General features: G+C 70.3%; 19 protein-coding genes. 16 read left to right on the top strand and 3 right to left on the bottom strand.

Annotated features, from left to right (window positions below):
• The first annotated feature begins 220 nt into the window (after positions 1-220).
• On the top strand, positions 221-859 hold the full coding sequence (gene purN, locus GCN81_RS07875; RefSeq protein ID WP_156723075.1) for a phosphoribosylglycinamide formyltransferase: 639 nt from the start codon (positions 221-223) through the stop codon (positions 857-859).
• Positions 856-2,460, top strand: coding sequence for a bifunctional phosphoribosylaminoimidazolecarboxamide formyltransferase/IMP cyclohydrolase (gene purH, locus GCN81_RS07880; RefSeq protein ID WP_156723077.1), 1,605 nt, complete (start codon positions 856-858; stop codon positions 2,458-2,460). The genes purN and purH overlap by 4 nt, the downstream gene beginning before the upstream one ends.
• A 134-nt stretch (positions 2,461-2,594) precedes the next feature.
• Here purH and GCN81_RS07885 read toward each other — a convergent pair whose 3' ends face one another.
• From GCN81_RS07885 to GCN81_RS07895, 3 genes are all read right to left on the bottom strand, one after another.
• Complete coding sequence (locus GCN81_RS07885; RefSeq protein ID WP_156723078.1) at positions 2,595-4,043, bottom strand: protein kinase domain-containing protein; 1,449 nt, start codon at positions 4,041-4,043, stop codon at positions 2,595-2,597.
• Positions 4,040-4,825 (bottom strand): FHA domain-containing protein, encoded by a 786-nt coding sequence (locus GCN81_RS07890; RefSeq protein WP_197287520.1) that lies wholly within the window; start codon positions 4,823-4,825, stop codon positions 4,040-4,042. The genes GCN81_RS07885 and GCN81_RS07890 overlap by 4 nt, the downstream gene beginning before the upstream one ends.
• 450 nt (positions 4,826-5,275) lie before the next feature.
• The gene (locus GCN81_RS07895) at positions 5,276-5,911 is read right to left on the bottom strand and encodes an RDD family protein (protein ID WP_156723080.1); all 636 of its coding nucleotides are present in this window, start codon (positions 5,909-5,911) and stop codon (positions 5,276-5,278) included.
• A gap of 289 nt (positions 5,912-6,200) precedes the next feature.
• Here GCN81_RS07895 and GCN81_RS07900 point away from each other — a divergent pair, with 289 nt between their 5' ends.
• The 14 genes from GCN81_RS07900 to GCN81_RS07965 all read left to right on the top strand — a co-directional run bounded on the left by GCN81_RS07900 (position 6,201) and on the right by GCN81_RS07965 (position 23,367).
• Positions 6,201-7,064, top strand: coding sequence for a bifunctional methylenetetrahydrofolate dehydrogenase/methenyltetrahydrofolate cyclohydrolase (locus GCN81_RS07900; protein WP_156723082.1), 864 nt, complete (start codon positions 6,201-6,203; stop codon positions 7,062-7,064).
• Between the two features lie 67 nt (positions 7,065-7,131).
• Positions 7,132-7,575 carry a DUF3017 domain-containing protein gene (locus tag GCN81_RS07905; protein ID WP_156723421.1) on the top strand — a complete coding sequence of 148 codons (444 nt, stop codon included), beginning with the start codon at positions 7,132-7,134 and terminating at the stop codon, positions 7,573-7,575.
• Between the two features lie 386 nt (positions 7,576-7,961).
• Positions 7,962-8,798 carry a helix-turn-helix domain-containing protein gene (locus GCN81_RS07910; RefSeq protein WP_197287521.1) on the top strand — a complete coding sequence of 279 codons (837 nt, stop codon included), beginning with the start codon at positions 7,962-7,964 and terminating at the stop codon, positions 8,796-8,798.
• A gap of 5 nt (positions 8,799-8,803) precedes the next feature.
• Positions 8,804-9,745 carry a helix-turn-helix domain-containing protein gene (locus tag GCN81_RS07915; RefSeq protein ID WP_231626477.1) on the top strand — a complete coding sequence of 314 codons (942 nt, stop codon included), beginning with the start codon at positions 8,804-8,806 and terminating at the stop codon, positions 9,743-9,745.
• Between the two features lie 473 nt (positions 9,746-10,218).
• Positions 10,219-11,310 (top strand): helix-turn-helix domain-containing protein, encoded by a 1,092-nt coding sequence (locus GCN81_RS07920; protein WP_156723088.1) that lies wholly within the window; start codon positions 10,219-10,221, stop codon positions 11,308-11,310.
• A gap of 243 nt (positions 11,311-11,553) precedes the next feature.
• Positions 11,554-12,543 carry a malate dehydrogenase gene (locus tag GCN81_RS07925; RefSeq protein WP_156723089.1) on the top strand — a complete coding sequence of 330 codons (990 nt, stop codon included), beginning with the start codon at positions 11,554-11,556 and terminating at the stop codon, positions 12,541-12,543.
• A gap of 195 nt (positions 12,544-12,738) precedes the next feature.
• Complete coding sequence (locus GCN81_RS07930; RefSeq protein WP_156723091.1) at positions 12,739-14,484, top strand: hypothetical protein; 1,746 nt, start codon at positions 12,739-12,741, stop codon at positions 14,482-14,484.
• Positions 14,471-14,836, top strand: a complete 366-nt coding sequence (locus GCN81_RS07935) for a hypothetical protein (protein ID WP_156723093.1) — start codon at positions 14,471-14,473, stop codon at positions 14,834-14,836. Before GCN81_RS07930 ends, GCN81_RS07935 begins: the two co-directional genes overlap by 14 nt.
• Positions 14,837-14,842: 6 nt before the next feature.
• Entirely contained in the window at positions 14,843-15,853 is a 1,011-nt protein-coding gene (locus GCN81_RS07940; protein WP_156723094.1) for a hypothetical protein, read from the top strand.
• A gap of 256 nt (positions 15,854-16,109) precedes the next feature.
• Positions 16,110-17,588 carry an aldehyde dehydrogenase family protein gene (locus tag GCN81_RS07945; protein WP_197287522.1) on the top strand — a complete coding sequence of 493 codons (1,479 nt, stop codon included), beginning with the start codon at positions 16,110-16,112 and terminating at the stop codon, positions 17,586-17,588.
• A gap of 121 nt (positions 17,589-17,709) precedes the next feature.
• Positions 17,710-19,257: a GMC family oxidoreductase gene (locus GCN81_RS07950; protein WP_156723098.1), complete on the top strand. Its 1,548-nt coding sequence runs from the start codon at positions 17,710-17,712 to the stop codon at positions 19,255-19,257.
• Positions 19,254-20,381: a quaternary amine ABC transporter ATP-binding protein gene (locus GCN81_RS07955; protein WP_156723101.1), complete on the top strand. Its 1,128-nt coding sequence runs from the start codon at positions 19,254-19,256 to the stop codon at positions 20,379-20,381. The genes GCN81_RS07950 and GCN81_RS07955 overlap by 4 nt, the downstream gene beginning before the upstream one ends.
• Positions 20,378-22,360, top strand: coding sequence for an ABC transporter permease (locus tag GCN81_RS07960; protein ID WP_156723103.1), 1,983 nt, complete (start codon positions 20,378-20,380; stop codon positions 22,358-22,360). Before GCN81_RS07955 ends, GCN81_RS07960 begins: the two co-directional genes overlap by 4 nt.
• A 50-nt stretch (positions 22,361-22,410) precedes the next feature.
• Positions 22,411-23,367 carry an ABC transporter substrate-binding protein gene (locus tag GCN81_RS07965; RefSeq protein WP_156723105.1) on the top strand — a complete coding sequence of 319 codons (957 nt, stop codon included), beginning with the start codon at positions 22,411-22,413 and terminating at the stop codon, positions 23,365-23,367.
• Positions 23,368-23,420: the final 53 nt, after the last annotated feature.

Raw genomic sequence — 23,420 nt, forward strand, 5'->3', positions numbered from 1 at the left:
TCTTCCCCTAGTTGAGGTTGAGTCGAAGTTCCGTAGCGCTTGCTCCCCAGACGCTACCTTCCGGCCCTGCCCCCGTGCCGTGGGGGCAGGCTGGTGTGCCGGTATCGTTGCTGACGGTCGGCCGGTTCGTAGAGTTCCCCGTATCAGGGAGCGCGGACTATTCGTACGACCATACAAACGACCGAGTGTGTCAGATCCTGATTCATGAAAGGGCCCCGCCGTGGCCTCCCCCTCCCCCCGGACCCGCCTGGTCGTCCTGGTCTCCGGTTCCGGTACGAACCTGCAGGCCCTGCTCGACACCATCGCCGCCGAGGGCGCGTCCGTCTACGGCGCCGAGATCGTGGCCGTCGGCGCGGACCGGGACGACATCGAGGGCCTTCGGCGGGCGGAGCGCGCCAGGCTGCCCACCTTCGTCCGCAAGGTGAAGGACTACGAGAGCCGCGAGGCCTGGGACCAGGCGCTGACCGAGGCCACCGCCGACTACGCCCCCGACCTGGTCGTGTCCGCCGGTTTCATGAAGATCCTGGGGAAGCACTTCCTCGCCCGGTTCGGCGGCCGCGTGGTCAACACACACCCCGCCCTGCTGCCCAGTTTTCCCGGGGCCCATGGCGTACGTGACGCGCTCGCGTACGGCGTGAAGGTCACCGGCTGCACCGTCCACTTCGTCGACGACGGCGTCGACACCGGCCCGATCATCGCGCAGGGCGTGGTCGAGGTCCGCAGCGAAGACCACGAGGACGACGGTGCCGCGCTCCATGAGCGCATCAAGGAAGTCGAGCGACGCCTGCTCGTCGAGGTCGTGGGGCGTCTGGCCCGGCACGGCTACCGCATTGAGGGACGAAAGGTTTCCATCCCGTGACCGCCGAAGGTACGAAGTCCGCCGAAGGTACGCAGCAGCAGCGGCCCATCCGCCGCGCCCTGGTCAGCGTCTACGACAAGACGGGGCTCGAAGAGCTGGCCCGCGGCCTGCACGAGGCGGGCGTCCAGCTCGTCTCCACCGGGTCCACCGCCGCGAAGATCGCCGCCGCTGGTGTCCCGGTCACCAAGGTCGAGGAGCTCACCGGCTTTCCCGAGTGCCTGGACGGCCGGGTCAAGACCCTGCACCCCCGGGTGCACGCGGGCATCCTCGCCGACCTGCGCCTGGACGCCCACCGCGAGCAGCTCACCGAGCTGGGCGTCGAGCCCTTCGACCTGGTCGTCGTGAACCTCTACCCGTTCAAGGAGACCGTCGCCTCCGGCGCGTCCGCCGACGAGTGCGTCGAGCAGATCGACATCGGCGGCCCCTCGATGGTCCGCGCCGCCGCCAAGAACCACCCGTCGGTGGCCGTGGTCACCAGCTCCGAGCGGTACGCGGACGTCCTGACCGCCGCCCAGGGCGGCGGCTTCGACCTCACCACCCGCAAGCGGCTCGCCGCCGAGGCGTTCCAGCACACGGCCGCGTACGACGTGGCGGTCGCCTCCTGGTTCGCCGCGGACTACGCCGCCGCCGACGACTCGGGCTTCCCCGACTTCCTCGGCACCACCTACGAGCGCGCGAACGTCCTGCGCTACGGCGAGAACCCGCACCAGCCCGCCGCCCTCTACGTCAGCGGCGCGGGCACGGGCGCCAACGGCGGCGGCCTGGCCGAGGCCGAGCAGCTGCACGGCAAGGAGATGTCGTACAACAACTACACGGACACGGACGCCGCCCGCCGTGCCGCGTACGACCACGACGAGCCCTGCGTCGCGATCATCAAGCACGCCAACCCGTGCGGCATCGCGATCGGCGCGGACGTCGCCGAGGCGCACCGCAAGGCACACGCCTGTGACCCGCTGTCCGCGTTCGGCGGCGTGATCGCCGTCAACCGCCCGGTCACCGTCGCGCTCGCCGAGCAGGTCGCCGAGATCTTCACCGAGGTCATCGTCGCCCCGGCGTACGAGGACGGCGCGGTCGAGGTCCTCGCCCGTAAGAAGAACATCCGGGTCCTGCGCTGCCCGGACGCCCCGGCCGACCCGGTCGAGGTCAAGGCGATCGACGGCGGTGCGCTGCTCCAGATCACCGACCGGCTCCAGGCCGAGGGCGACGACCCGGAGAACTGGACCCTCGCCACCGGTGACGCCCTGAACGCCGACGAGCTGCGCGAGCTGGCCTTCGCCTGGAAGGCCTGCCGCGCGGTCAAGTCCAACGCCATCCTCCTCGCCAAGGACGCCGCTTCGGTCGGCGTCGGTATGGGCCAGGTCAACCGCGTCGACTCCGCGAAGCTGGCCATCGAGCGGGCGGGCGAGGAGCGCGCCCGCGGCGCGTACGCGGCATCGGACGCCTTCTTCCCGTTCCCGGACGGGCTGGAGATCCTGACCGCGGCCGGGGTCAGGGCCGTGGTGCAGCCGGGTGGTTCGGTCCGTGACGAGCTGGTCGTCGAGGCCGCCAAGAAGGCGGGCGTGACGATGTACTTCACGGGCACGCGCCACTTCTTCCACTGAGCCGAACGGCAACCACTGAGCCGTACGGCAACGCGGCGGGCCGGTGACGCGTCAGCGCCACCGGCCCGTTGTCGCGGCCGTCGTCAGCACGGCGGAGGTGTGGGTGAGGAGGTGGGTGAGGAGGCGCCGCCGGTCTAGCAGTGCTCCACCCAGGTGTGGGACCGGACCGCGACCGGCTTGGCGAAGTTCGCCTTCTTCCGCACCCCTAGGCAGCCCAGTTGCTCCCGCAGCCGGTTCTCCGCGTAGTAGAGGACCGCGACCAGCTCCTCGCCTTCGTCGGTGTCGTAGCCGTTGTTGAACACCGACCTTGGGTGACGCGTGGTGGCCCAGTCGCAGGTGTGGGGGCCTCTGACCCAGTCGGTGTCGTCGCCTTCCCAGGCGCACATCTCGCCCTGTCCGTCCCGCTGGGTGAAGAAGCAGACGTCGCCCCGGGCGCAGCGGTCGTAGCCCGTGGCCTGGGGCTTGGAGGCACGGGGGCCGGAGTGGGAGTCGGAGTCGGTGAGGGTGCCGCTCACCCCGAACCCGAGCGCGGCGACCGCCGCCACAGCGGTGGCGGCGGTGGCCCAGGGCCGCCGTCGGAGTACGTGCGCCGGGCGTGGCCGTGCCGAAGGGGGCGTACCCGCCGCCCGCTCGACTCGGCGGAGCAGAGTGGCGGTGTCGGTGGTGCGGGCGGTGCGTTCGGCGTGCGTGGGGGCGAGGCAGTCGGTGATGATCTGCCGCCAGGCTTCCGGGAGTTCGGGCGACAGGCGCAGCTCCAGGGTGCCCCGGGCGTAGCGCACCGCCGCGTCCCTGCGGGCGGAGGTGGTGGCGCCGGGCAGCGGCAGCGAACCGGCTAGCACGACGTGGGCGAGTACGCCGAAGGCCCAGGTGTCGGCGGTGGGGCGGATCTGCTGGCCGCGTTCGCCGATCTCGGACCAGAGGAGTTCGGGCGGGGTGTAGTCGGGGGTGGAGAAGGCCGGGGTATAGGCGTGCGTGCCCTCCAGCTCGGCGGCGAGGTTGAAGTCGGCGAGCCGTGCCGTGCCGTCGCGCATCAGCAGGACGTTGGCGGGCTTGAGGTCGCCGTGTACCCAGCCCGCGCGGTGCAGTTGGCGCAGCCCTTCGCAGATCTGGGCCAGCAGGGCGGGCCCGGTGTCCGGCGTGGGGGAGCGGGTCAGCAGGGTGTCCAGGGAGCCCTCGGCTTGTTCGAGTACGAGGACGGTGGCGCCGTCGAGTTCGGGTATGCCGGGATCGTCGACGGTGAGGGTCTCGTACATCCGGATCAGCCGGGGTGAGCGGAGGCGTCGGAGCAGGTCGACTTCGCGTTCGGCGAGTTCGCGCAGGTGGCGGAGTTGGCGCGGGGTGTGGGTGCCGGTGGGCAGGAACTTCAGGGCTGCGGTGTCGGGGAGGCCATCGTCGGACAGTCCGTCCTCGGGCAGCTTGCCCTTGGGCAGCTTGTCGTCGGCACAGGGGGTGCGCCGGGCCGCGTACACGCTGCCGAACGCGCCTGAGGCGAGCGCCTCACGTACCTCCCAGCGGCCCACCCGGTACCCCTTCGGGACGCTGACCGCGTACGGCCGTCCCGCGCCTGCGGGGCGTGCGCTCATCGCACCGTCTCCCGGGCCGCGTCGGCGGGAGTTGCCGCGTCGGCCGTCAGGAGTACGAGGTCCTCCTCGCGCACCAGGTCGAAGCGGAGGGCGAGCGAGACCAGGGACTCCTTCTTGCCGTTGAGGCGGTGGCCCGGCTCCGGAGCGTCCACGGCGTCCGGGGCGGGCTTCAGGCGGAGTTTGATCGAGAGGTAGTCGATGTTCCACTGCACGTTCGCGCGGTTCGCCGCGGGCCAGCTGGGACGCAGCCGCTCCACCACCTGCTCGACGGTGGGCAGTGGAGCGTGCGGTGCGCCGCGCAGCCGGGGCTCACACAGGGCGGTCAGCACGGCGAAGTAGCGCTTCGTACGGTCCAGGGCGAAGGCCACGGCGGTCGGGTCGCCGGTCATCAACTCCGGGTCGGTGGGCCGCGTGTCCAGGTGGTCGTGGCGCGGTGCCCAGACGTCGAGGCCGAGCAGTTCGCCCGCCGCGGGCAGTACGACACGCGAGAACTCGAACGGCACCGGGGCGTCCAGTCGGCCCGGCGCCACCTTGATGTGCTCTCCGGCGCCCTCCGGGTTCTCCACCACGTACGTCTGGGTGCGGCTGAGATTGCTCAGCAGCCAGAAGGAGTCCTGTGCGGCGATCTCGCCTGCGGCTCTGGACACGCCAGAGTGGGCGAGGGCGAGGTGACGGCCGCGAACTGCCGTGCTCCTGCCGAAGGTCAGCTTCTCGCCGGGCGCGAGACGGGTCTGTTGCTCGGGACCGGCACAGGCCGGTGGAACCACGATGATGGTGTACAAGATCGCCCCCTTTACCCCTATACGGTCGTCAGGGTAGGGGGAGTGCGAGAGGCGGAGCGAACCTTTCCGGGCCCGTGTCTGGCTGGTTTGTGCGTGTTTGGTCCCTGACAGGTGGTGCGGGGCGGTGGGGGTAGGCGGGGATGGCGGGGGTGGCAAGCAGTCGGCCGCGGAGACCCTGAGGTCCCCGCGGCCGCTGGACAGACATGGGGCGTTCTACGGCCCCATGGTGCTGCTACCTGCTCCCCCGATATGCGCTGCCCCCCGTTGCGGCGCAGTCACCACTCTGGCCGAAAGCCGTGGCGAGCGGAACCTAGAACTATTCAGGGTCGCCCCAGGAGCGCTCGTCAGCGCGCGGTAGCGCGCTCAGCCAGCGCGCCGAAAGGGCCATGCCCTCCCGTCGTATGGGAGGGCATGGCCCTGAGCGGTGGTGCGGGGTGTGTAGCGCCCGTGTCAGTTCTTGCGGACGACGACGGTGCCGCAGATCTTGTCGGTGAAGTGCTGCTTCTTGGCGTCCCAGGCGGGCCACAGGTAGCCGAGGTAGCAGGGGAGGCTGTTGAGGAAGTCCAGGATGTAGCGCACGACGGCCATGCCGAAGCCGAGCGGCTGGCCGGTCGACTCCTTGAGGACCTGGATGTTCACCGCCTTGCGGCCGGGGGTCTGGCCGGTGGTGCCCAGCAGGTACGCGAAGCCGATCATGCCGACGAAGATCAGCAGCACGCCGACGTAGTACAGGCCGCCCCTCTCGCCGGTCTCGAAGTCCATCGAGCTGATCATCAGGATCGTCGGGACGATGCTGATGATCAGCGTGTCGAGGATGCGGGCGATGAACCGCGAACCCCACCCGGCGTACGCGTTCGGAATCAGCGCCGCGCCCTGCGGGCCCCCGGGGTACGCGCCGTAGGGCTGGCCGGGCTGCTGCGGGTACGCGCCGTACGGCTGGCCCGGCTGCTGGGGGTAGCCCGGCTGCTGCGGGTAACCCTGCTGGGGCGGTACGCCCTGGGGAGCCTGCTGCGGGTAGCCGTACCCGGGCTGGCCCTGCGGGGGCTGCTGCTGGCCGTAGGGGTTGTTCGGGTCGCCGTAAGCCATGGTGTTACTTCCTCCGTTGAAAGTGCGGGGACTGCGCGGTTCCGTACGGAGGAGCCTGAGCGGTGTGTTGGTCGTTCCCCCCGGCACTGCCCGCGGCACTGCGCGGTTCATGGTTCTAAAGGCGTGGCCTGTTTGTCCAGCCAGATGGACCCGCGTTGCGCAAGTGCAACATCGCCAACCCAGGCAAAACGGGTGTGAGGTTCGGATCTACGCGCGATGTACGTGCGATCTACGCGTGGTCTACGGGGGTAATTGGAGCCAGGGGCGCTTTATCCGCGAGGATGGGGGCATGAGCGCCCAGATTCTCGACGGTAAGGCCACCGCGGCCGCGATCAAGGCGGACCTCGCCCAGCGCGTGGCCGCACTCAAGGCGCGGGGCAGCGCGCCCGGACTCGGCACCGTGCTGGTGGGTGAGGACCCCGGTAGCCAGAAGTACGTCGCGGGCAAGCACCGCGACTGTGCCCAGGTCGGCATCGCCTCGATCCAGCGGGAGCTGCCCGCCACGGCGACGCAGGAGGAGATCGAGGCCGTCGTCCGTGAACTGAACGACGACCCCGAGTGCACCGGGTACATCGTGCAGCTGCCGCTCCCCAAGGGCATCGACGAGAACCGCATCCTGGAGCTGATGGACCCGGCCAAGGACGCGGACGGTCTGCACCCGGCGAACCTCGGTCGCCTCGTACTGAACGAGCCCGCGCCGCTGCCCTGCACCCCGCACGGCGTGATCAAGCTGCTGCGCCAGTACGGCGTCGAGCTGAACGGCGCGCATGTGGTGGTCGTCGGCCGGGGCGTGACTATCGGGCGGTCGCTGCCGCTGCTGCTCACCCGCAAGTCCGAGAACTCCACGGTGACGCAGTGCCACACCGGCACCCGCGACCTCTCCGCGCAGCTACGGCAGGCGGACATCATCGTGGCGGCCGCGGGCTCCCCGCACCTGATCAAGCCGGAGGACGTACGTCCCGGCGCCGCCGTGCTCGACGTCGGCGTCAGCCGGGACGAGAGCGGCAAGATCGTCGGGGATGTGCACCCCGGGGTCGCCGAGGTCGCGGGCTGGATCTCGCCGAACCCCGGCGGGGTCGGCCCGATGACGCGGGCCCTGCTGCTCGTCAACGTGGTCGAGGCGGCCGAGCGCGCGGCGAACGTTGCCGACTGACCAGGAGGGCGGCGAGCCCGTGAGCGCGTCCGCGAACGAGGCCGTGAACGCGCCGGTGAACGAGCCCATGGAGGAGCCTGTGAGCGAGCCCGTGAAGGAGCCCGGAACCCGGTCCGGGCTGCTGCGGAAGTCTCGCCGCTTCCCCTCCGTCACCCAGGACACCGCACGCCCCGAAGGCGGCGGCCGGGTCGCGCCCGGGGACGCTCCGGCGCCCGCGCGCCAGTGGCCCATGCTCCTGGTGCTCGGCACCGCCGGGCTCGGCCTGCTGCTCACGGCGTTCGACGTGTTCCGGGCGGGCACGCTGCTGATCGGTGTGGCGCTGCTGCTCGGCGCCGTGCTGCGCTGGGCGCTGCCCGTGGTCGGGATGCTGGCCGTACGGTCGCGCTTCACGGACATCCTGACGTACGGCGTGCTCGGTGTGGTGATCGTTCTGCTGGCGCTGATGGCGCAGCCCGACCCCGTGATCAACATCCCGTTCCTGGACGACACGCTGCACTTCACGATTCGCTAAGCCCCCGCGACCCGACCCCGCGACCCGCCCCCGAGTCCCCGCCCCCGGTGGCCCGTCCTCTCCCCCGAGCAGGACGGGCCACCGTGGAGCTTCCCCGCCGTGGTGGTGACGTGGCCGGGCGGTGCGGGGTGGACCGCACCGCCCCTGGTGCACCACTGACCTTGGCCGGTCAGTCCGTGCCGCGGCCAGAGGGGTACGGGATTCCAGGCAAGGCTGGGACGTCCCAGGCGGTGACCTGCGGCGATGTGCCGCGCGACGCGGCGTGAGTGGGACGGCGGGACGGCTGGAAACCGCCTTGCCCCAGCGTCGTCCGATGGAGGAAGAGGAACTGGAGGCCGGAGTTCGGACATCATCGGCACCAAGGAATCCAAGACGTGGGGTGGAACATGTCTAGGTGGAAGGAGCTGCCCGACTCGCTGGACCCGCGAGTGCGGCAGCTCGTCGTACAACTGCGCAGGCTCAAGGACCACAGTGGTCTGGGGCTGGCGGCGCTAGCCTCCAGAACGGGGTACAGCCGTTCGTCCTGGGACCGCTATCTCAACGGGAAGGCACTGCCACCGGCCGAGGCGGTCGAGGCGTTGGCCAGGGCCTGTGACACCGATCCGGCCCGGTTGCTCGTCCAGCGTGAGGTGGCCGCCGAGGCGTGGAACGCCGGGCGTGGCGGCGACCCCGAGCCCGAAGCCGGTCCCAACGCGGCCCCCGACGCAGACCCCGACCCCGACCCGTACCCCTCCCCGACCTCCGACGTGCGCGGCACGCGGACCGCGGTCGTTCCGTGGCTGGCCATCGTCGGATCGAGTGCCGTGACAGCGCTGGTGATGCTGGTCGCGCTCGTCCTCTGGGCGCCCTGGGAGAGCGGCGGCGGAGGCAACTCCGGAAGCGAGGCCCGCGACAAGCCGTTCACCGGGGAAGCGCACCCGGAACTCGGCGAGTTCACCTACGAGCCGGGCAAGACGTACGCGTGCGAGGTCAAGCGGGACGATGACGGCAGGCTCTACGCGGGCTACAGCCGCACCCGTACCGAGCTGATCGAGCAGTCGTCCACGCGGTGGTCCGTGGTGGAGGCCCAGTGTTTGCTGGAGCACCATGAGTTCTCACCGGAAGGCGTCGACGGAGCGTTCGGCAACAACACCGAGCGCGCGGTCAGGCGCCTCCAGGACGAGGCGCACATCGCGGTGGACGGGAAGGTGGGACCAGACACCTGGAAGGTGCTGCGCAAGTGACGCAAGTGAGACGTCCACAAGAGTCCGTGGAATGCGTCCAGCTCGCGCGCGCGTTGCGTGAGTTGCGCGCGGCGACGGGGCTGAGCCTGGCCGCGCTGGCGGCGAAGACCCCGTACAGCAAGTCCTCGTGGGAGCGCTATCTCAACGGCAAGGCGCTGCCGCCGCGTGGCGCCGTCGAGCAGCTGTGCATGCTGGCGGACGAACGCCCGGCCAGGGCGCTGGCGTTCTGGGATCTGGCGGAGTCCACCTGGAGCGGCCGCGCGGGAGCCGGGCGTACGAGGGCGGGGCCTACGACAGCCGCCGGTACGGGAGGTACTGGAGGTACTGGAGGTACTGGAGGTACGGAGGCGGCCGGGGGAGAGGGACCACCTGGTGCTCCTGCCGACGCTCCCGAGGCTGCTCCCGCGCGCGGGTTCCACAAGCGGCGCAAGCTCGGCTTCCTCACCGGTGTCGTCGCCGGTCTGGCCGCGGTCACCGCCGGAGTCCTGCTGGTCGTCTGGGGTGTGGGCGGTGACAGCGGTCAGTCCGCCGAGGGCGCGTCGCCGCCGACTGGCAGCGCGCCCGGGCCGAGCTGCGAGGGCGAGGCCTGCACCGGCAAGAACCCGGAGTCGACCCGGTGTGCCAGTGCCGTCCACCCGCCGGGCACGGTGGTCGCGCACCGCTTCGACGGCGGCACGGTGATCAAGGTGCGGCGCTCCGTGCCCTGCGGCACGGTGTGGGCCCGGATCGACCGGGGGCTGGAGGGCGACCAGTTCGATGTCACCGCCCCCGGGGCGAAGCCTCAGCGCGGCGAGGTGCGGGACCGGTTCGACGCGCAGAGCTCGGTGTCGACGCCGATGGCACCGGTGGTTCAGGCCGATCTGTCCCGGGTCAGGGCCTGTCTCGTACGGGACGGGGTGCGGGAGTGCTTCGACGGCGGGGCCAGCGTCGCACCCGAGGCGTCCTAGACGTCCTGGGCGTCCTGGGCGTCCTAGGGGCCGTCTGGCCCCCCCGCCGGAGGCCCCAGGCAACGGTGTCCATCCCCTCCCCCGAGGAAGGACGGGCACCGTCTGCCAGTGGGGCGTTCCGGGAACCAGAGTCATGGACGTGCCAAGCGTGAACAAGCGATGGGTTGCCTCTGTAGCGCGGAAGTGACCATTCCGGGACCGTGTCCGAGCCCTGCAACGAATGCGTTGATTCACAACTGTGAGGTCACAAGCAGGGGGATTCGTGGAGTCGGGCTCCCGGGTGATGGGACACTGGTCTGCGGACCAGGTGGCGCGCGACGGGGCACGCCCATGGCCGGATGCTTCTGTGCGCCCCCTTCGCGGGAACTGACACCCTGGCTACGCGCATCCCTGTGGGTAGCCGGATCGCAGGCAAGCAGGGCGTCGCGCGCGGGGGCTGTCAGGCACGTACATGGGGGGACAAGGGGGAAGTAATGCCTCGTTGGAAGGCACTACCGGAGGAGCTCGACCCTCAGGTACGCGAGTTCGCGAGCCAGCTGCGGCGGCTTGTGGACCGCAGTGGGCTGAGCATCGCCGCGGTGTCGGACCGCACGGGCTACAGCAAGACGTCCTGGGAGCGGTATCTCAACGGCCGGCTGCTCGCCCCCAAGGGCGCGGTCGTGGCGCTGGCCGAGGTCACGAACACGAACCCCGTGCACCTCACCACCATGTGGGAGCTCGCGGAGCGCGCCTGGAGCCGCTCCGAGATGCGGCACGACATGACCATGGAGGCGATCCGGATCTCGCAGGCGCGCGCCGCGCTTGGCGAGGTCGGTTCCGCCCCGGGGAGGGCGAAGGGCAGGAACGGCAGCGCCCATGGGCGTACGCCCGGCGGCCCGTCCGGCCCGTCCGGCGCCCCCCAGGGGCCCCGGGGTGCCGGTGCCGGTGCCGGTGCCGCGCGTCCCGCTGACAGTCCGGATGGCTCGTACGGCTCCGTCGCCGCGCGCTCCGGCCCTCCGGGACCTCCCGGACCGCCGACGGCCGGGCCCCAGGGTGGCGGCTCGCCCGACAAGGAGCGGCAGCGCCGGAAGCTGACGATGTTCCTCGCGGGCGTCGTCGGCGCCCTCGTGGTCATCGCGGCGGCCGTCTACTTCACCGACTTCGGCCGGGGCGACAAGACCCCGCAGGCCCAGCCGTCGACGCCCCCGCCGACCACCAGCGCCGCCCCGCTGCCCGCCGGCGTCAAGTGCAGTGGCACCGACTGCGCGGGCCAGGACCCGGAGGACATGGGCTGCGGTGGCGAGCACGCCACGACCAGCGCCAGGGCGACCGTCGGTACGGCCCTGATCGAGGTCAGGTACAGCAAGACCTGCGGCGCCGCCTGGGCGCGCATCCAGCAGGCGGCGGTCGGCGACACGATCGAGATCTCGACGTCTTCCGTCAAGGGCGCCAAGGGCAAGCAGGCCGACGAGCTGACCGTGCCTGGTGACACGTACACCGCGATGGTGCCCGCGAAGGGCGCGACCGACGTCAAGGCATGCGGCACGCTGGTGACCGGCCAGAAGGGCTGCACGGAAACGGAGTAGGGGACGGGAAGCGGAGCAGCGCGGGGGCATGCCCGCCCCCGCGCTGTGCGCCGGGCCACACGCCCCAGGAGGTGTACGGTGCCGGGGTTCGGATAGCCTGACCGATGGATCTCTCTTGACGTCGAGGGAAAGATCGATCATCGGATCGTTGGTTCGGTCCCCGGATCGTCAGATCGCTGAGCGTCGGGAGATCCCGCACCCCGGGGCAGGACCCCAACCGCCAGCTGTCTTACGGAGATCGCCATGACCCGCACTCCCGTGAATGTCACCGTTACCGGCGCGGCCGGACAGATCGGCTACGCGCTGCTGTTCCGTATCGCCTCCGGTCACCTGCTCGGCCCGGACGTGCCGGTCAAGCTCCGCCTCCTCGAGATCACCCCCGCGCTCGGCGCGGCCGAGGGTACCGCGATGGAGCTGGACGACTGCGCCTTCCCGCTGCTCAAGGGCATCGACATCTCGGACGACCCGAACGTCGCCTTCGATGGCGCCAACGTCGCCCTCCTGGTCGGCGCCCGCCCCCGTACCAAGGGCATGGAGCGCGGCGACCTGCTCTCCGCCAACGGCGGCATCTTCAAGCCGCAGGGCAAGGCCATCAACGACCACGCCGCGGACGACATCAAGGTCCTGGTCGTCGGCAACCCGGCCAACACCAACGCGCTCATCGCGCAGGCCGCCGCCCCGGACGTACCGGCCGAGCGCTTCACCGCGATGACCCGCCTGGACCACAACCGCGCGCTCTCGCAGCTCTCCAAGAAGACCGGCGCCGCCGTCTCCGACATCAAGCGCCTCACCATCTGGGGCAACCACTCGGCGACCCAGTACCCGGACATCTTCCACGCCGAGATCGCGGGCAAGAACGCCGCCGAGGTCGTCAGCGACGAGCAGTGGCTCGCCGACACGTTCATCCCCACCGTCGCCAAGCGCGGCGCCGCGATCATCGAGGCCCGTGGCGCGTCCTCGGCCGCGTCGGCCGCGAACGCCGCCATTGACCACGTACACACCTGGGTCAACGGCACCGCTGACGGCGACTGGACCTCGATGGGTATCCCGTCGGACGGCTCGTACGGCGTCCCGGAGGGCCTGATCTCCTCCTTCCCCGTCACCGCCAAGGACGGCAGGTACGAGATCGTCCAGGGCCTGGAGATCAACGACTTCTCCCGCGCCCGGATCGACGCGTCGGTCAAGGAGCTCACCGAGGAGCGCGACGCGGTGCGCGGTCTCGGCCTCATCTGACCCGTCGTCTGATCCTCGCGTCTGGTCCCGCCAGACACCTCAGAAGGTCCCGGTCCGCAAGGGCCGGGACCTTCTGTGTGTGCTGCTGTCGAGATGGCTCCCGAGCGCCCGGCGCTCCCCTATGATGTGACGCAGCGCACATGCCCACGGCAACACGTGCGTCTCGTAAGGCAGTTGGAGTCCCAGGGGGAAGCGTTGACGCAGACCTACGTGCCGCAGCAGCCGGAGCCGCCAGGGCAGCCGGACCTGCCGGACGCACCCCCGCAGGTCCCCGTGACACCGCCCGGAGCCAGCGAGGCCACCCGGCTGCTCTGCGCGGGCAGCTACCTCGACAGCGCCTACCGTGACGCCGTCATCGAGGAGCTGTACGTCCACGAGGAGCGCATCGCCGCCCCCTCGCTCGGCTTCGACGCGGCCCGCGTACTGGCCCACGCCCTGCGCGCCCGCCGCGCCGAACTCGGCTGGGCGGCCGGGGCCCTGGCGGTGTGGCTGGTGGGGGCGGTGCTCGCCGTCGAGACGGTGATCCTCCTCCTGTTGCCCTGTCTGATGCTCACGGCCGCCGACCGGATCCGCGGGCGGGAGCCGCGTCCGCCGCTCTACCGCAGGGTGCCCGCCTGGTGGATGCGCTGGACGGGGCGGCCGCTGCTGCTGTTCATGGTGATCCTGATGGTGCGGATCGGCTTCGGGGCGGAGGAGTCGGCGGACGTCAGGGAGCTCATGGACGCCCTGCTGCCCGACCCCGTGCTCGCGATGCTCGACACCGACGGCCAGGTGAAGCCGTTCGAGGCCTGGGTCGCGATCGTCGTCCTGCTGCTGGCGGCGCTGTGTCTGGCCGGGCAGCGCGGGCAGTTCGCCCGGGCGCTCGCCGGTGAACTGCACCCGGGCCGGTTCGCCGACATGGCCAGCGACCCCGCCGAGGCGGCGCCGGGCCAGCGCTTCCAGCGGCTGCGGCAGCGCATCAGGACCGAGCAGCACGCCCCGCTGGTGATGTACCACGCGGGACACCCGTTCTGCGGCGCCGGAAGCCCGTACGACTCCTGGACCCTCGCGGTCGAACTGCGGCCCGACGCCGACCGGAAGCACCCCCCGGAGCCGGTCAGCAACCGGATGATCCTGGAGCGTGTGCGGCCGCTGCTCGCCGGGCTGCGGGTGCCGTCGCCCCAGGCGGGGGACGCGGTACGGGACCGGCTGCGCCAGCTGGAGATCGACGAGTGCGTGTTCCTCCCGGTCGCCGGACTGCCGCGCCGTGAACTCGCCCCGTACGACCAGCAGGTCTTCGAGGCGCACCGGGCCGACGCGGTCGAGGAGGGCGGCGAGACCCGGCGGCACTTCCTGCGGATCAGGGTCGGCGGCTGGGAGGAGGAGCTGGTCACGACCGTCTTCGTCCGCGTGCACACGCAGGGCCGGATGCTGATGCTGGAGATCGCCCCGCATGTGCTGCTTCCGGTACGAGAGGACTTCGAGGAGGCCGACCGGATCGCGCACCAGTACCGCAACAACAGCGTGCTGGGCAAGGCCGTCTGGGCCCTGGCCAGGACCCCGCGCTCGCTGCCGCTCGCCGTCGCCACGCTCGCCCAGGGGATGGCACTGACCTGGCGGATCATGACCGGCGGCTACGGCGGGGCGATGCCCGACGGGCCCGCCGTGTCGGTCCGTGAGCTGGGCGCGGCCGACGCCTGCTCGCTGTTCCAGGACATGGACGTACGCCGCTATCTCAAGGCCGTCCAGGACCGGGTGGCCAACGGTGTGCGGCAGGCGCTGCGCGAAGCGGGGTACCACACCGACGAGTTCGTCCAGAAGATCACGCACGTCAGCGGCGGCGGGGTGCTCATCGAGAAGGCGCAGGGCGCGTTCGCCGTCGGCGACCACAACACGATCACCAACAACAACGCGCAGGGCGCGCGCAGTGGCCTGGGAGGCGACAACGATGGCGAGCGATGACAGCCGGGGCGGCATCCACATCAAGCACGTACAGGGCGCGTTCGCCATCGGCGACCACAACAGCGTCGTCAACCAGCCCGGCGCCGCGCAGCCGGACCCCGCGGCGGCGGAGCTGCTCAAGGCCGTACGGGAACTGCGTGCCGATCTGGCCCGGCTGAACACCACCGACGAGACGGCCGCCCTGGACGGGGAACTCGCCGACGCGGAGGACGAGATCGGCCGGACCGGGCGGGCTGAGCCGGGGCTGCTCGGCCGGATCGGGCAGGCGCTCACGCGGGCGACGGCGGTGACGGGGCTGCTGGCCTCGGCGACGGCGCTGTCCGACTCGGTGCGCGCGCTGATCGGGGAGTGAGGAAGCGTGGCCGACGCTGGCGAGCCGCACTGGAACGCGCGCACGCAACGCTGGGAGACCGGCAACGCCCCGCCGCCCCGGTTCACCCCGCCCCCTCCGCCACCGCCCGGGTCGGAGCCGCCGACCGAGCCACCGACCGAGCCGCGCGTCGAGCTGGCGCCGCGGCCGCACTGGCAGTCGGTGGGGATGGGGCCCGCCCTCGGGTTACCACGGCTGCCCTGGTACCGCCGGGGTGTGGTGGTCGTGCCGGTCGCGGCCGCGGTACTGCTCGCGGGGTTCGGCGGCTGGCTGCTGTTCAGCCCGGCCGACGACGGGACGCCGGACGCGAAGCGGGCCGCGGACACCGCCGCCCCGTCCACCCTGTCCACACCGACCGATCCGACTGACGCTCAGCCGGTGCCGCCCCCGCCCACCCCCTCGTACACGTACCCGACCGAAGGCGCTACCGAGGGCCCGGCCGAGGGCCCGACCTTCACCGAAGGCACCGAGGACCCCCAGGAAACCGCCGCCTCCCAGGGCGCACCGTCCGGCCCGCCCGCCGGATACCAGTCCTTCGTCGAGTCGGACTTCGTCATCGACGTCCCCGAGGGCTGGGAGCGCCGTACGGAACGGGGCCAGAAGGGCGTCACGATCTACTTCTACGAGGAGCCGGGCGGCGGCCCGCGCTTCGTCCAGGTCTTCCCGGTGACCGAAGAGGGCTACACCCCGCGAAAGGCACTCTCCGTGACCGACGAGACCAAGGGTAAGGAAACGGACAGCGGCTACCGGCGCCACTCCCTCCGCGACGTCCCTGGCGTCAGCGGGCCCGCGGCCGAGCTCGACTACTCCTACACCAGCAAGACCTGGGACACCCGGATCCGCGTCCTGGACCGTGTCTTCCCCACGGCCGATGACACGCTCTACGCGGTGCTGAGCAGCGGCCCGGCCACCGAGTGGCCGACCCAGCGGCGGGTCCTGAGTACCGTGGTCGACTCCTTCTGCCTCCCGAGCACCTCACGGGCTACGGTCTGCCGGTGAGGCGCACACGAAGAGTGACCAGGGACGATGGCCCGTTCCTCGGCCCGTATCCCCGCTCTGACTAGGCCAAATAGCTAATTTCTCGGGTGATCGTGTGATATTTGGCTCCCTCCGGAAGTGACCCGACCCACTTTCGGCAGCGGAGGCGCATGCTTTCGTGCATGCAGGGCAGACGCCCTGGGCTGCCGGGGACCGGCGGTGAACATGACGGGAACGGAAGGCCAAAAGCGACGTGTCGGGACAACAGACCATTCATGTGGACGGTAAGTGGCGTAACGCCGCTGACGGAGCCACGCGCGAGATCCTCGACCCCGCGGATGCCAAGCCGTTCGCCACGGTGGCCGAGGGCGGCGTGGAGGACGCGGACGCCGCGATCGACGCCGCCCGCCGCGCATTCGATCACGGAGAGTGGCCGAAGACGCCGGTCACTGAGCGCGCCGCGCTGCTGCGCCGCGTCGCGGACCTCCTGGTGCGCGACCGCGAGAAGATCGGCCTCCTGGAGAGCCGGGACGCGGGCAAGACCGTCGAGGAGGGCCGGGTCGACGTCGACTGCGTCGCCGACGCCTTCCGCTACTTCGCCGATCTCGTCATCGGTGAGGGCCCCGGCCGCGTGGTCGACGCGGGCTCCGACACGATCCACAGCGTCGTCGTGCACGAGCCGATCGGCGTCTGCGCGATGATCACCCCCTGGAACTACCCGCTCCTCCAGGCCAGCTGGAAGATCGCCCCGGCGCTCGCCGCGGGCAACACCTTCGTCATCAAGCCCAGCGAGGTCACCCCGCTGACCACCGTGGCCATGATGGACCTGCTGGTCGAGGCCGGGCTCCCGGACGGTGTCGGCAACCTCGTCACCGGCCCCGGTCACACCGTCGGCGCCCGCTTCTCGGAGCACCCCGACGTCGACCTCATCTCCTTCACCGGTGGTCTGATCAGCGGCACCAAGGTCGCGCAGGCCGCCGCCGTCAGCGTCAAGAAGGTCGCCCTGGAGCTCGGCGGCAAGAACCCCAACGTGGTGTTCGCCGACGCGCTGGAGACTGAAGAGGGCTTCGACACCGCCGTCGACCAGGCGCTCAACGCCGCCTTCATCCACAGCGGCCAGGTCTGCTCCGCCGGTGGCCGCCTCATCATCGAGGAGTCGGCGCGCGAGCGCTTCGTCGCCGAACTCGCCCGCCGCGCCGCCAAGATCAGGCTCGGCCGCGGCACCGAGGACGGCGTCGAGTGCGGCCCGCTCGTCTCACAGCAGCAGCTGGACAAGACCGAGGGCTTCGTCGCCTCCGCGCTGGAGGAAGGCGCCGTTCTGCGCTCGGGCGGCAAGCGCCCCGAGCCCAGCGACGTACGCCCCGAAGGCGGCTACTTCTACGAGCCGACCGTGCTCGACCAGTGCCACCGCGAGATGCGCGTCGTCCGCGAGGAGGTCTTCGGACCTGTCCTGTCCGTGGAGACCTTCCGTACCGAGGACGAGGCCGTGGCCCTGGCCAACGACACCGAGTACGGCCTCGCCGGCGGCGTCTGGACCGCGGACGCCGGACGCGCCCGCCGGATGGCCGCCCGGCTGCGCCACGGCACGGTCTGGATCAACGACTTCCACCCCTACCTGCCGCAGGCGGAGTGGGGCGGCTTCGGCAAGTCGGGCGTCGGCCGCGAGCTCGGTCCGGCCGGTCTCGCCGAGTACCGCGAGAGCAAGCACATCTACCAGAACCTCGCGCCGGAGCCGGTGCGCTGGTTCGCCGGTTAGCGCCTGACTCTCCCAGACCCTCACACGTTCCCGTACGGGTCGTACGACGCGGTACGACCCGTACCACCCCCTGACACGCGCAGCACTTTGCGGCATCGCACGGAGTGGAGCAGCACAGAACATGCCTCAGTACGAGACCACCGAGATATACGACTACGTGGTCATCGGTGGCGGCACCGCCGGTTCGGTCATCGCCTCGCGCCTCACCGAGAACCCGGATGTCACCGTCGCGGTCATCGAAGGCGGTCCCAGCGACATCGACCGCCCCGACGTCCTCACCCTGCGCCGCTGGCTCGGCCTGCTCGGCGGGGACCTGGACTACGACTACCCGACCGTCGAGCAGCCTCGCGGCAACTCGCACATCCGGCACAGCCGGGCCCGGGTCCTGGGCGGCTGCTCCTCGCACAACACGCTGATCTCGTTCAAGCCGCTGCCGTCCGACTGGGACGAGTGGGAGGCGAACGGCGCCGACGGCTGGAACGCCGCGGCCATGGACCCGTACTTCCCGAAGCTGCGCAACAACATCGTCGCCGTCGACGAGAAGGACCGCAACGCGATAGCCAGGGATTTCGTCGACGCCGCCCAGGCCGCGCTCGGCGTGCCGCGCGTCGAGGGCTTCAACAAGAAGCCCTTCGCCGACGGCGTCGGCTTCTTCGACCTCGCGTACCACCCCGAGAACAACAAGCGCTCCAGCGCCTCTGTCGCGTACCTCCACCCGCACATCGAGGCCGGTGACCGCCCGAACCTGCACATCAAGCTGGAGACCTGGGCGTACCAGCTGGAGCTCGACGGCACCCACGCGCGGGGCGTGCACGTCCGCACCAAGGACGGCGCGGAGATCCTCGTCCAGGCCCACCGTGAAGTGCTGGTTTGCGCGGGCGCGGTGGACACCCCCCGCCTGCTGATGCACTCCGGCATCGGACCCCGCAAGGACCTTGAGGCGCTGGGCATCCCGGTCGTCGTGGACCTGCCGGGAGTCGGCGAGAACCTGCTCGACCACCCCGAGTCGGTCATCGTCTGGGAGACCGACGGGCCGATACCCGAGAACTCCGCGATGGACAGCGACGCCGGACTGTTCGTCCAGCGGGACCCCGAATTCCAGGGCCCCGACCTGATGTTCCACTTCTACCAGATCCCGTTCACCGACAACCCCGAGCGCCTGGGGTACGAACGCCCCGAACACGGCGTGTCGATGACGCCGAACATCCCCAAGCCCAAGAGCCGCGGCCGCCTCTACCTCACGAGTGCGGACCCCGAGGTCAAGCCCGCCCTCGACTTCCGTTACTTCACGGACGAGGACGACTACGACGGCAACACCCTCGTCGACGGCATCAAGATCGCCCGCGAGATCGCCAAGACCGAACCGCTCGCCCACTGGCTGAAGCGCGAGGTCTGCCCGGGCCCCGAGATCACCACTGACGAAGAGATCAGTGCGTACGCGCGCAAGGTGGCGCACACCGTCTACCACCCCGCGGGCACCTGCAAGATGGGCGCGGCCGACGACGAACTCGCCGTGGTCGCCCCCGACCTGACCATCCGCGGCCTCGACGGCATCCGTATCGCCGACGCCTCCGTCTTCCCGACCATGCCCGCCGTGAACCCCATGATCGGCGTGCTGATGGTCGGCGAGAAGTGCGCGGACCTGCTGACCGGAAGTGATAACCGATGACCGCGATCCTCGACAAAGCCACCCCCGAGCCCATACCCGGGGGCGTGCCCGCTGACGCCGACACCGTCTTCACCGTCCGCAACCTGTGGAAGGTCTTCGGCCCCAAGGCCGACCGCATCCCCGGCGACGCCTCACTCACCGACCTGAGCACGGCCGAACTGCGCGAGCGCACCGGCTGTACCGCCGCCGTACGCGATGTCTCCTTCGACGTCCGCAAGGGCGAGGTCTTCGTCGTCATGGGCCTGTCCGGGTCGGGCAAGTCCACGCTGGTACGCACCCTGACCCGGCTGATCGAGCCGACCAGCGGCACGCTCTCCATGGATGGCGAGGACGTCCGCGCCATGGACAAGAAGCGACTCCTCGCGCTGCGGAGAAACCGTGTCTCCATGGTCTTCCAGCACTTTGGCCTGCTGCCGCACCGCACTGTTCTGGACAACATTGCCTACGGCCTGGAGATCCAGGGCATGGCCAAGCAGGAACGCCGCGACCGCGCCGCCGCGATGGTGGCGAAGGTTGGCCTCGACGGTCTGGGCGAGCGCCGCCCCGACCAGCTCTCCGGCGGGCAGCAGCAACGCGTGGGTTTGGCCCGCGCACTCGTCGTCGACCCCGAAGTGCTGCTCTTCGACGAGCCGTTCAGCGCCCTCGACCCCCTGATCCGTCGCGATATGCAGGAAGAGGTCATCCGCCTGCACCGCGACGAGGGCCGCACCATGGTCTTCATCACCCACGACCTCTCCGAGGCGCTCAAGCTGGGTGACCGCATCGCGCTGATGCGTGACGGCGAGATCGTGCAGCTGGGCACGCCCGAGGAGATCGTGGACAGCCCCGCCAACGACTACGTGCGGGACTTCGTCCGTGATGTGCCGCGCGAACAGGTCGTCACGGTGGCCAGGGCCATGCGCCCACCGCACGACGGCGAGGCCGACACCGGGGCGGCGCTGCCTCCCGACGCCACCGTCGCCCAGGGAATCGAGGCTGTCGCCCGTGGAGGCGCCCCGGCGCGGGTCGTGTCGGACGGGAAGCTGCTCGGCGTTGTCGATCACGAGCGGCTGCTCGCCGTGGTGGCGGGCATCGGGCTGCCCGCCACACCGGAACAGGCCGCGGAAGACGTGGTTCAGGCATGAGTGCGACCACTGCTGAGAAGGCAGCCGCCAAGGGAGGGAGCGCCGACACGGGCAGCGGCGCGGAAGACGAGCGGCAGGGAACCACCCCCCGGGGACCGCTGCCGGTGACCTGGCTCGTGCTGCTCGGCCTCGCGCTGCTGCTGCCGACCAGCGCCCTGCTGTGGAGTGGCGGCTGGCCGGACAGCCTGGGCGTCGACGCCGTCACTCCGCTGGACTCGTTCGCCGACTGGGTCATCGAAAACCGCCAGACCCACCCCCTGTTCCTCTACTTCCTGCTGCACATATCCAATGTCGCCACCGACTCGGTGGACGGCGTACACAACCTGCTCGAGTCACTCGGCTGGGCCGGTGTGCTGGGTATCGCGGCCGCCCTCGCCTGGTACGTCGCGGGTGCGGGCCGTAAGGGGCTGAAGACGGCGGGCATCGCCGTCGGAGCACTCGCCGCGATCGGCCTGGTCGACCTGTGGTCCCCGGCGATGGAGACCCTGGCGCTGATGGTGGTCGCCGTCACCGCGGCCGCTGTGCTGGGCACGCTGCTCGGGCTCGCCGCCGGGCTCTCCGATACGGCGCAGCGGCTTTTGCGGCCTGTCCTGGACACCATGCAGGTGCTGCCCTCCTTCGCGTACCTGCTGCCACTCGTCCTGATCTTTGGCACCGGCACCCCGTCCGCGCTGATCACCACGGTCATCTACGCCGTTCCGCCGATGGTGCGCCTCACCTCGCTGGGCCTGCGCGGCGGTGCCCCCGCGGTGCTTGAGGCCTCCCGTTCACTCGGGTCGACTCCGTGGCAGCGGCTGTGGACAGCTCGGCTGCCGCTGGCCCGCAAGGAGATGCTCCTCGGCCTCAACCAGACGATCATGATGGCGCTGTCCATGGTGGTCATCGCCGCCGTCGTCGGCGCGGGTGGCCTGGGCGAGAGCATCTACTCGGCCTTGAAGAGCCGGGACTTCGGGCAGGGACTCGTCGCGGGCCTGGCCATCGTGCTGATCGCCGTCTGGCTGGACCGAACGACCGCGGCGGCGGGTGAGCGATCCGGAGCAGCCACCGGTCGGTGGGCCGCCGGTATCGCCGCCATGGTGGGAGCCGTAGCGCTGGCTCTCGGCCAGATCCTCTCCCGGAGTTGGCCCGAGAGCTGGACCGTGGATGTCACGGCACCGCTCAACAGCGCCATGGAATGGGTAGTCAACAACTTCTACCAGGATGTTCCGGTGCTCGGCGGCACGTCCGCCTGGGCAGGGAACCTGACGACCTGGGTGCTGGCTCCGCTGAACGACGGTCTGCAGGCCCTGCCCTGGTGGTCGGTCATGCTTCTCGCGGCCTCCCTGGCCTGGCTGGTCGGCACGTGGCGCGGTGCGGTGACCGCCGTACTGGCGCTGGCGTGCATCGGGATGCTGGGCATCTGGGGCCCGTCGATGTACACCTTGTCCCAGGTCCTCGTCGCTGTCGCGATCGCACTGCTGCTCGGCTTCGCGCTGGGCATCCTGGCCGCCCGAGTGGGCTGGGCCGAGAAGCTGCTGCGTCCGGTCTTCGACACCATGCAGACGCTGCCGCAGTTCATCTACCTCATCCCCGTGGTGCAGCTCTTCAACGCGGGTCGCGTGGCGGCGGTGACCGCGGCGGCCGTCTACGCCCTGCCCGCCGTGGTCCGGATCACCACCCAGGGCCTGAAGAACGTCGCCCCGGCCACGCTGGAGGCCTCCCGCTCGCTCGGCGCCACCACCTGGCAGCAGATCCGCCAGGTCCAGTGGCCGCTGGCCAGGCCCGCGCTGCTGGTCGCTGTCAACCAGGGCGTGGTCCTGGTCCTCGCGGTGGTCGTCATCGGCGGCCTGGTGGGCGGTGGCGGCCTCGGCTTCGACGTCGTCAAGGGCCTCACAGCCAGCGAGCTCGGCACGGGTCTGACCGCTGGCGTGGGCATCGTCTGCCTCGGCCTGATGCTCGACAAGCTGACGCAGCCGTCCGCTGCGCGCAAACCCCAGTGAGCGTCCCCGCTCACCAGCTGTTCCCCCCCATTTAAGGAAGTCAGTACGTCATGAACAAGAACCACACCGCCCGTCTCCGTAGAACCGGCATCGCCGCCACCGGCGCACTGGCCCTGCTCGCCCTGAGCGCCTGCAGTGCCGCCGACACCGGCTCCGACGACAAGACCGTCAGCCTGCACACGCCCACCTGGGTCGGTGCGGAGGTGAACACCGCTGTCGCCAAGTACCTGCTGGAGAACGAGCTCGACTACAAGGTCGAGACCAAGCAGATGGATGAGACTCCGGCCTGGGACGATATGAGTCAGGGCAAGATCGACGCCATCCTTGAGGACTGGGGCCACCCCAAGGAGGTCAAGCGGTACGTCGAGGGCAACAAGACCATCGTCTCCGCCGGTGAGCTTGGCGTGACGGGTCACATCGGCTGGTTCGTGCCGAAGTACGTCGCCGACAAGAACCCGGACATCACCGACTACAAGAACCTCAACAAGTACGCCGATCTCTTCAAGACACCGGAGAGCGGCGACAAGGGCCAGTTCATCAAGGGCGACCCGTCGTACGTCTCGCACGACAACGCGCTGATCAAGAACCTCGATCTGAACTACAAGCCGATCGAGGCCGGAGCCGAGGCCACCCACCTGGCGCAGCTTGAGCAGCTCTACAAGAACAAGAAGCCCTTCCTCACCTACTGGTGGACCCCGCAGTGGATGAACGCGACCATGGACCTGGTCGAGGTCAAGCTTCCTGAGTACAAGGAAGGCTGTGACAAGGACGCCAAGAAGATCGAGTGCGCCTACCCTGACGTTCCCCTGCAGAAGTGGATGAACGCGGACTTCGCCAAGGAAGGCGGCGACGCCGCCGAGTTCCTGAAGAACTTCAACTGGTCGACGGACGACCAGAACCTGGTGGCCAAGTACGTGGCCAAGGACAAGATGACCCCGGAGAAGGCTGCCGAGAAGTGGGTCAAGGAGAACAAGTCCACCTGGGAGCAGTGGATCCCGAAGAAGTGACGCGGTAGCACAGTGACCGGTGCCGGGTGCCCCCGTGGTGGGGCGCCCGGCAC

Source organism: Streptomyces apocyni, from assembly GCF_009739465.1.
Taxonomy (GTDB): Bacteria; Actinomycetota; Actinomycetes; order Streptomycetales; family Streptomycetaceae; genus Streptomyces; species Streptomyces apocyni.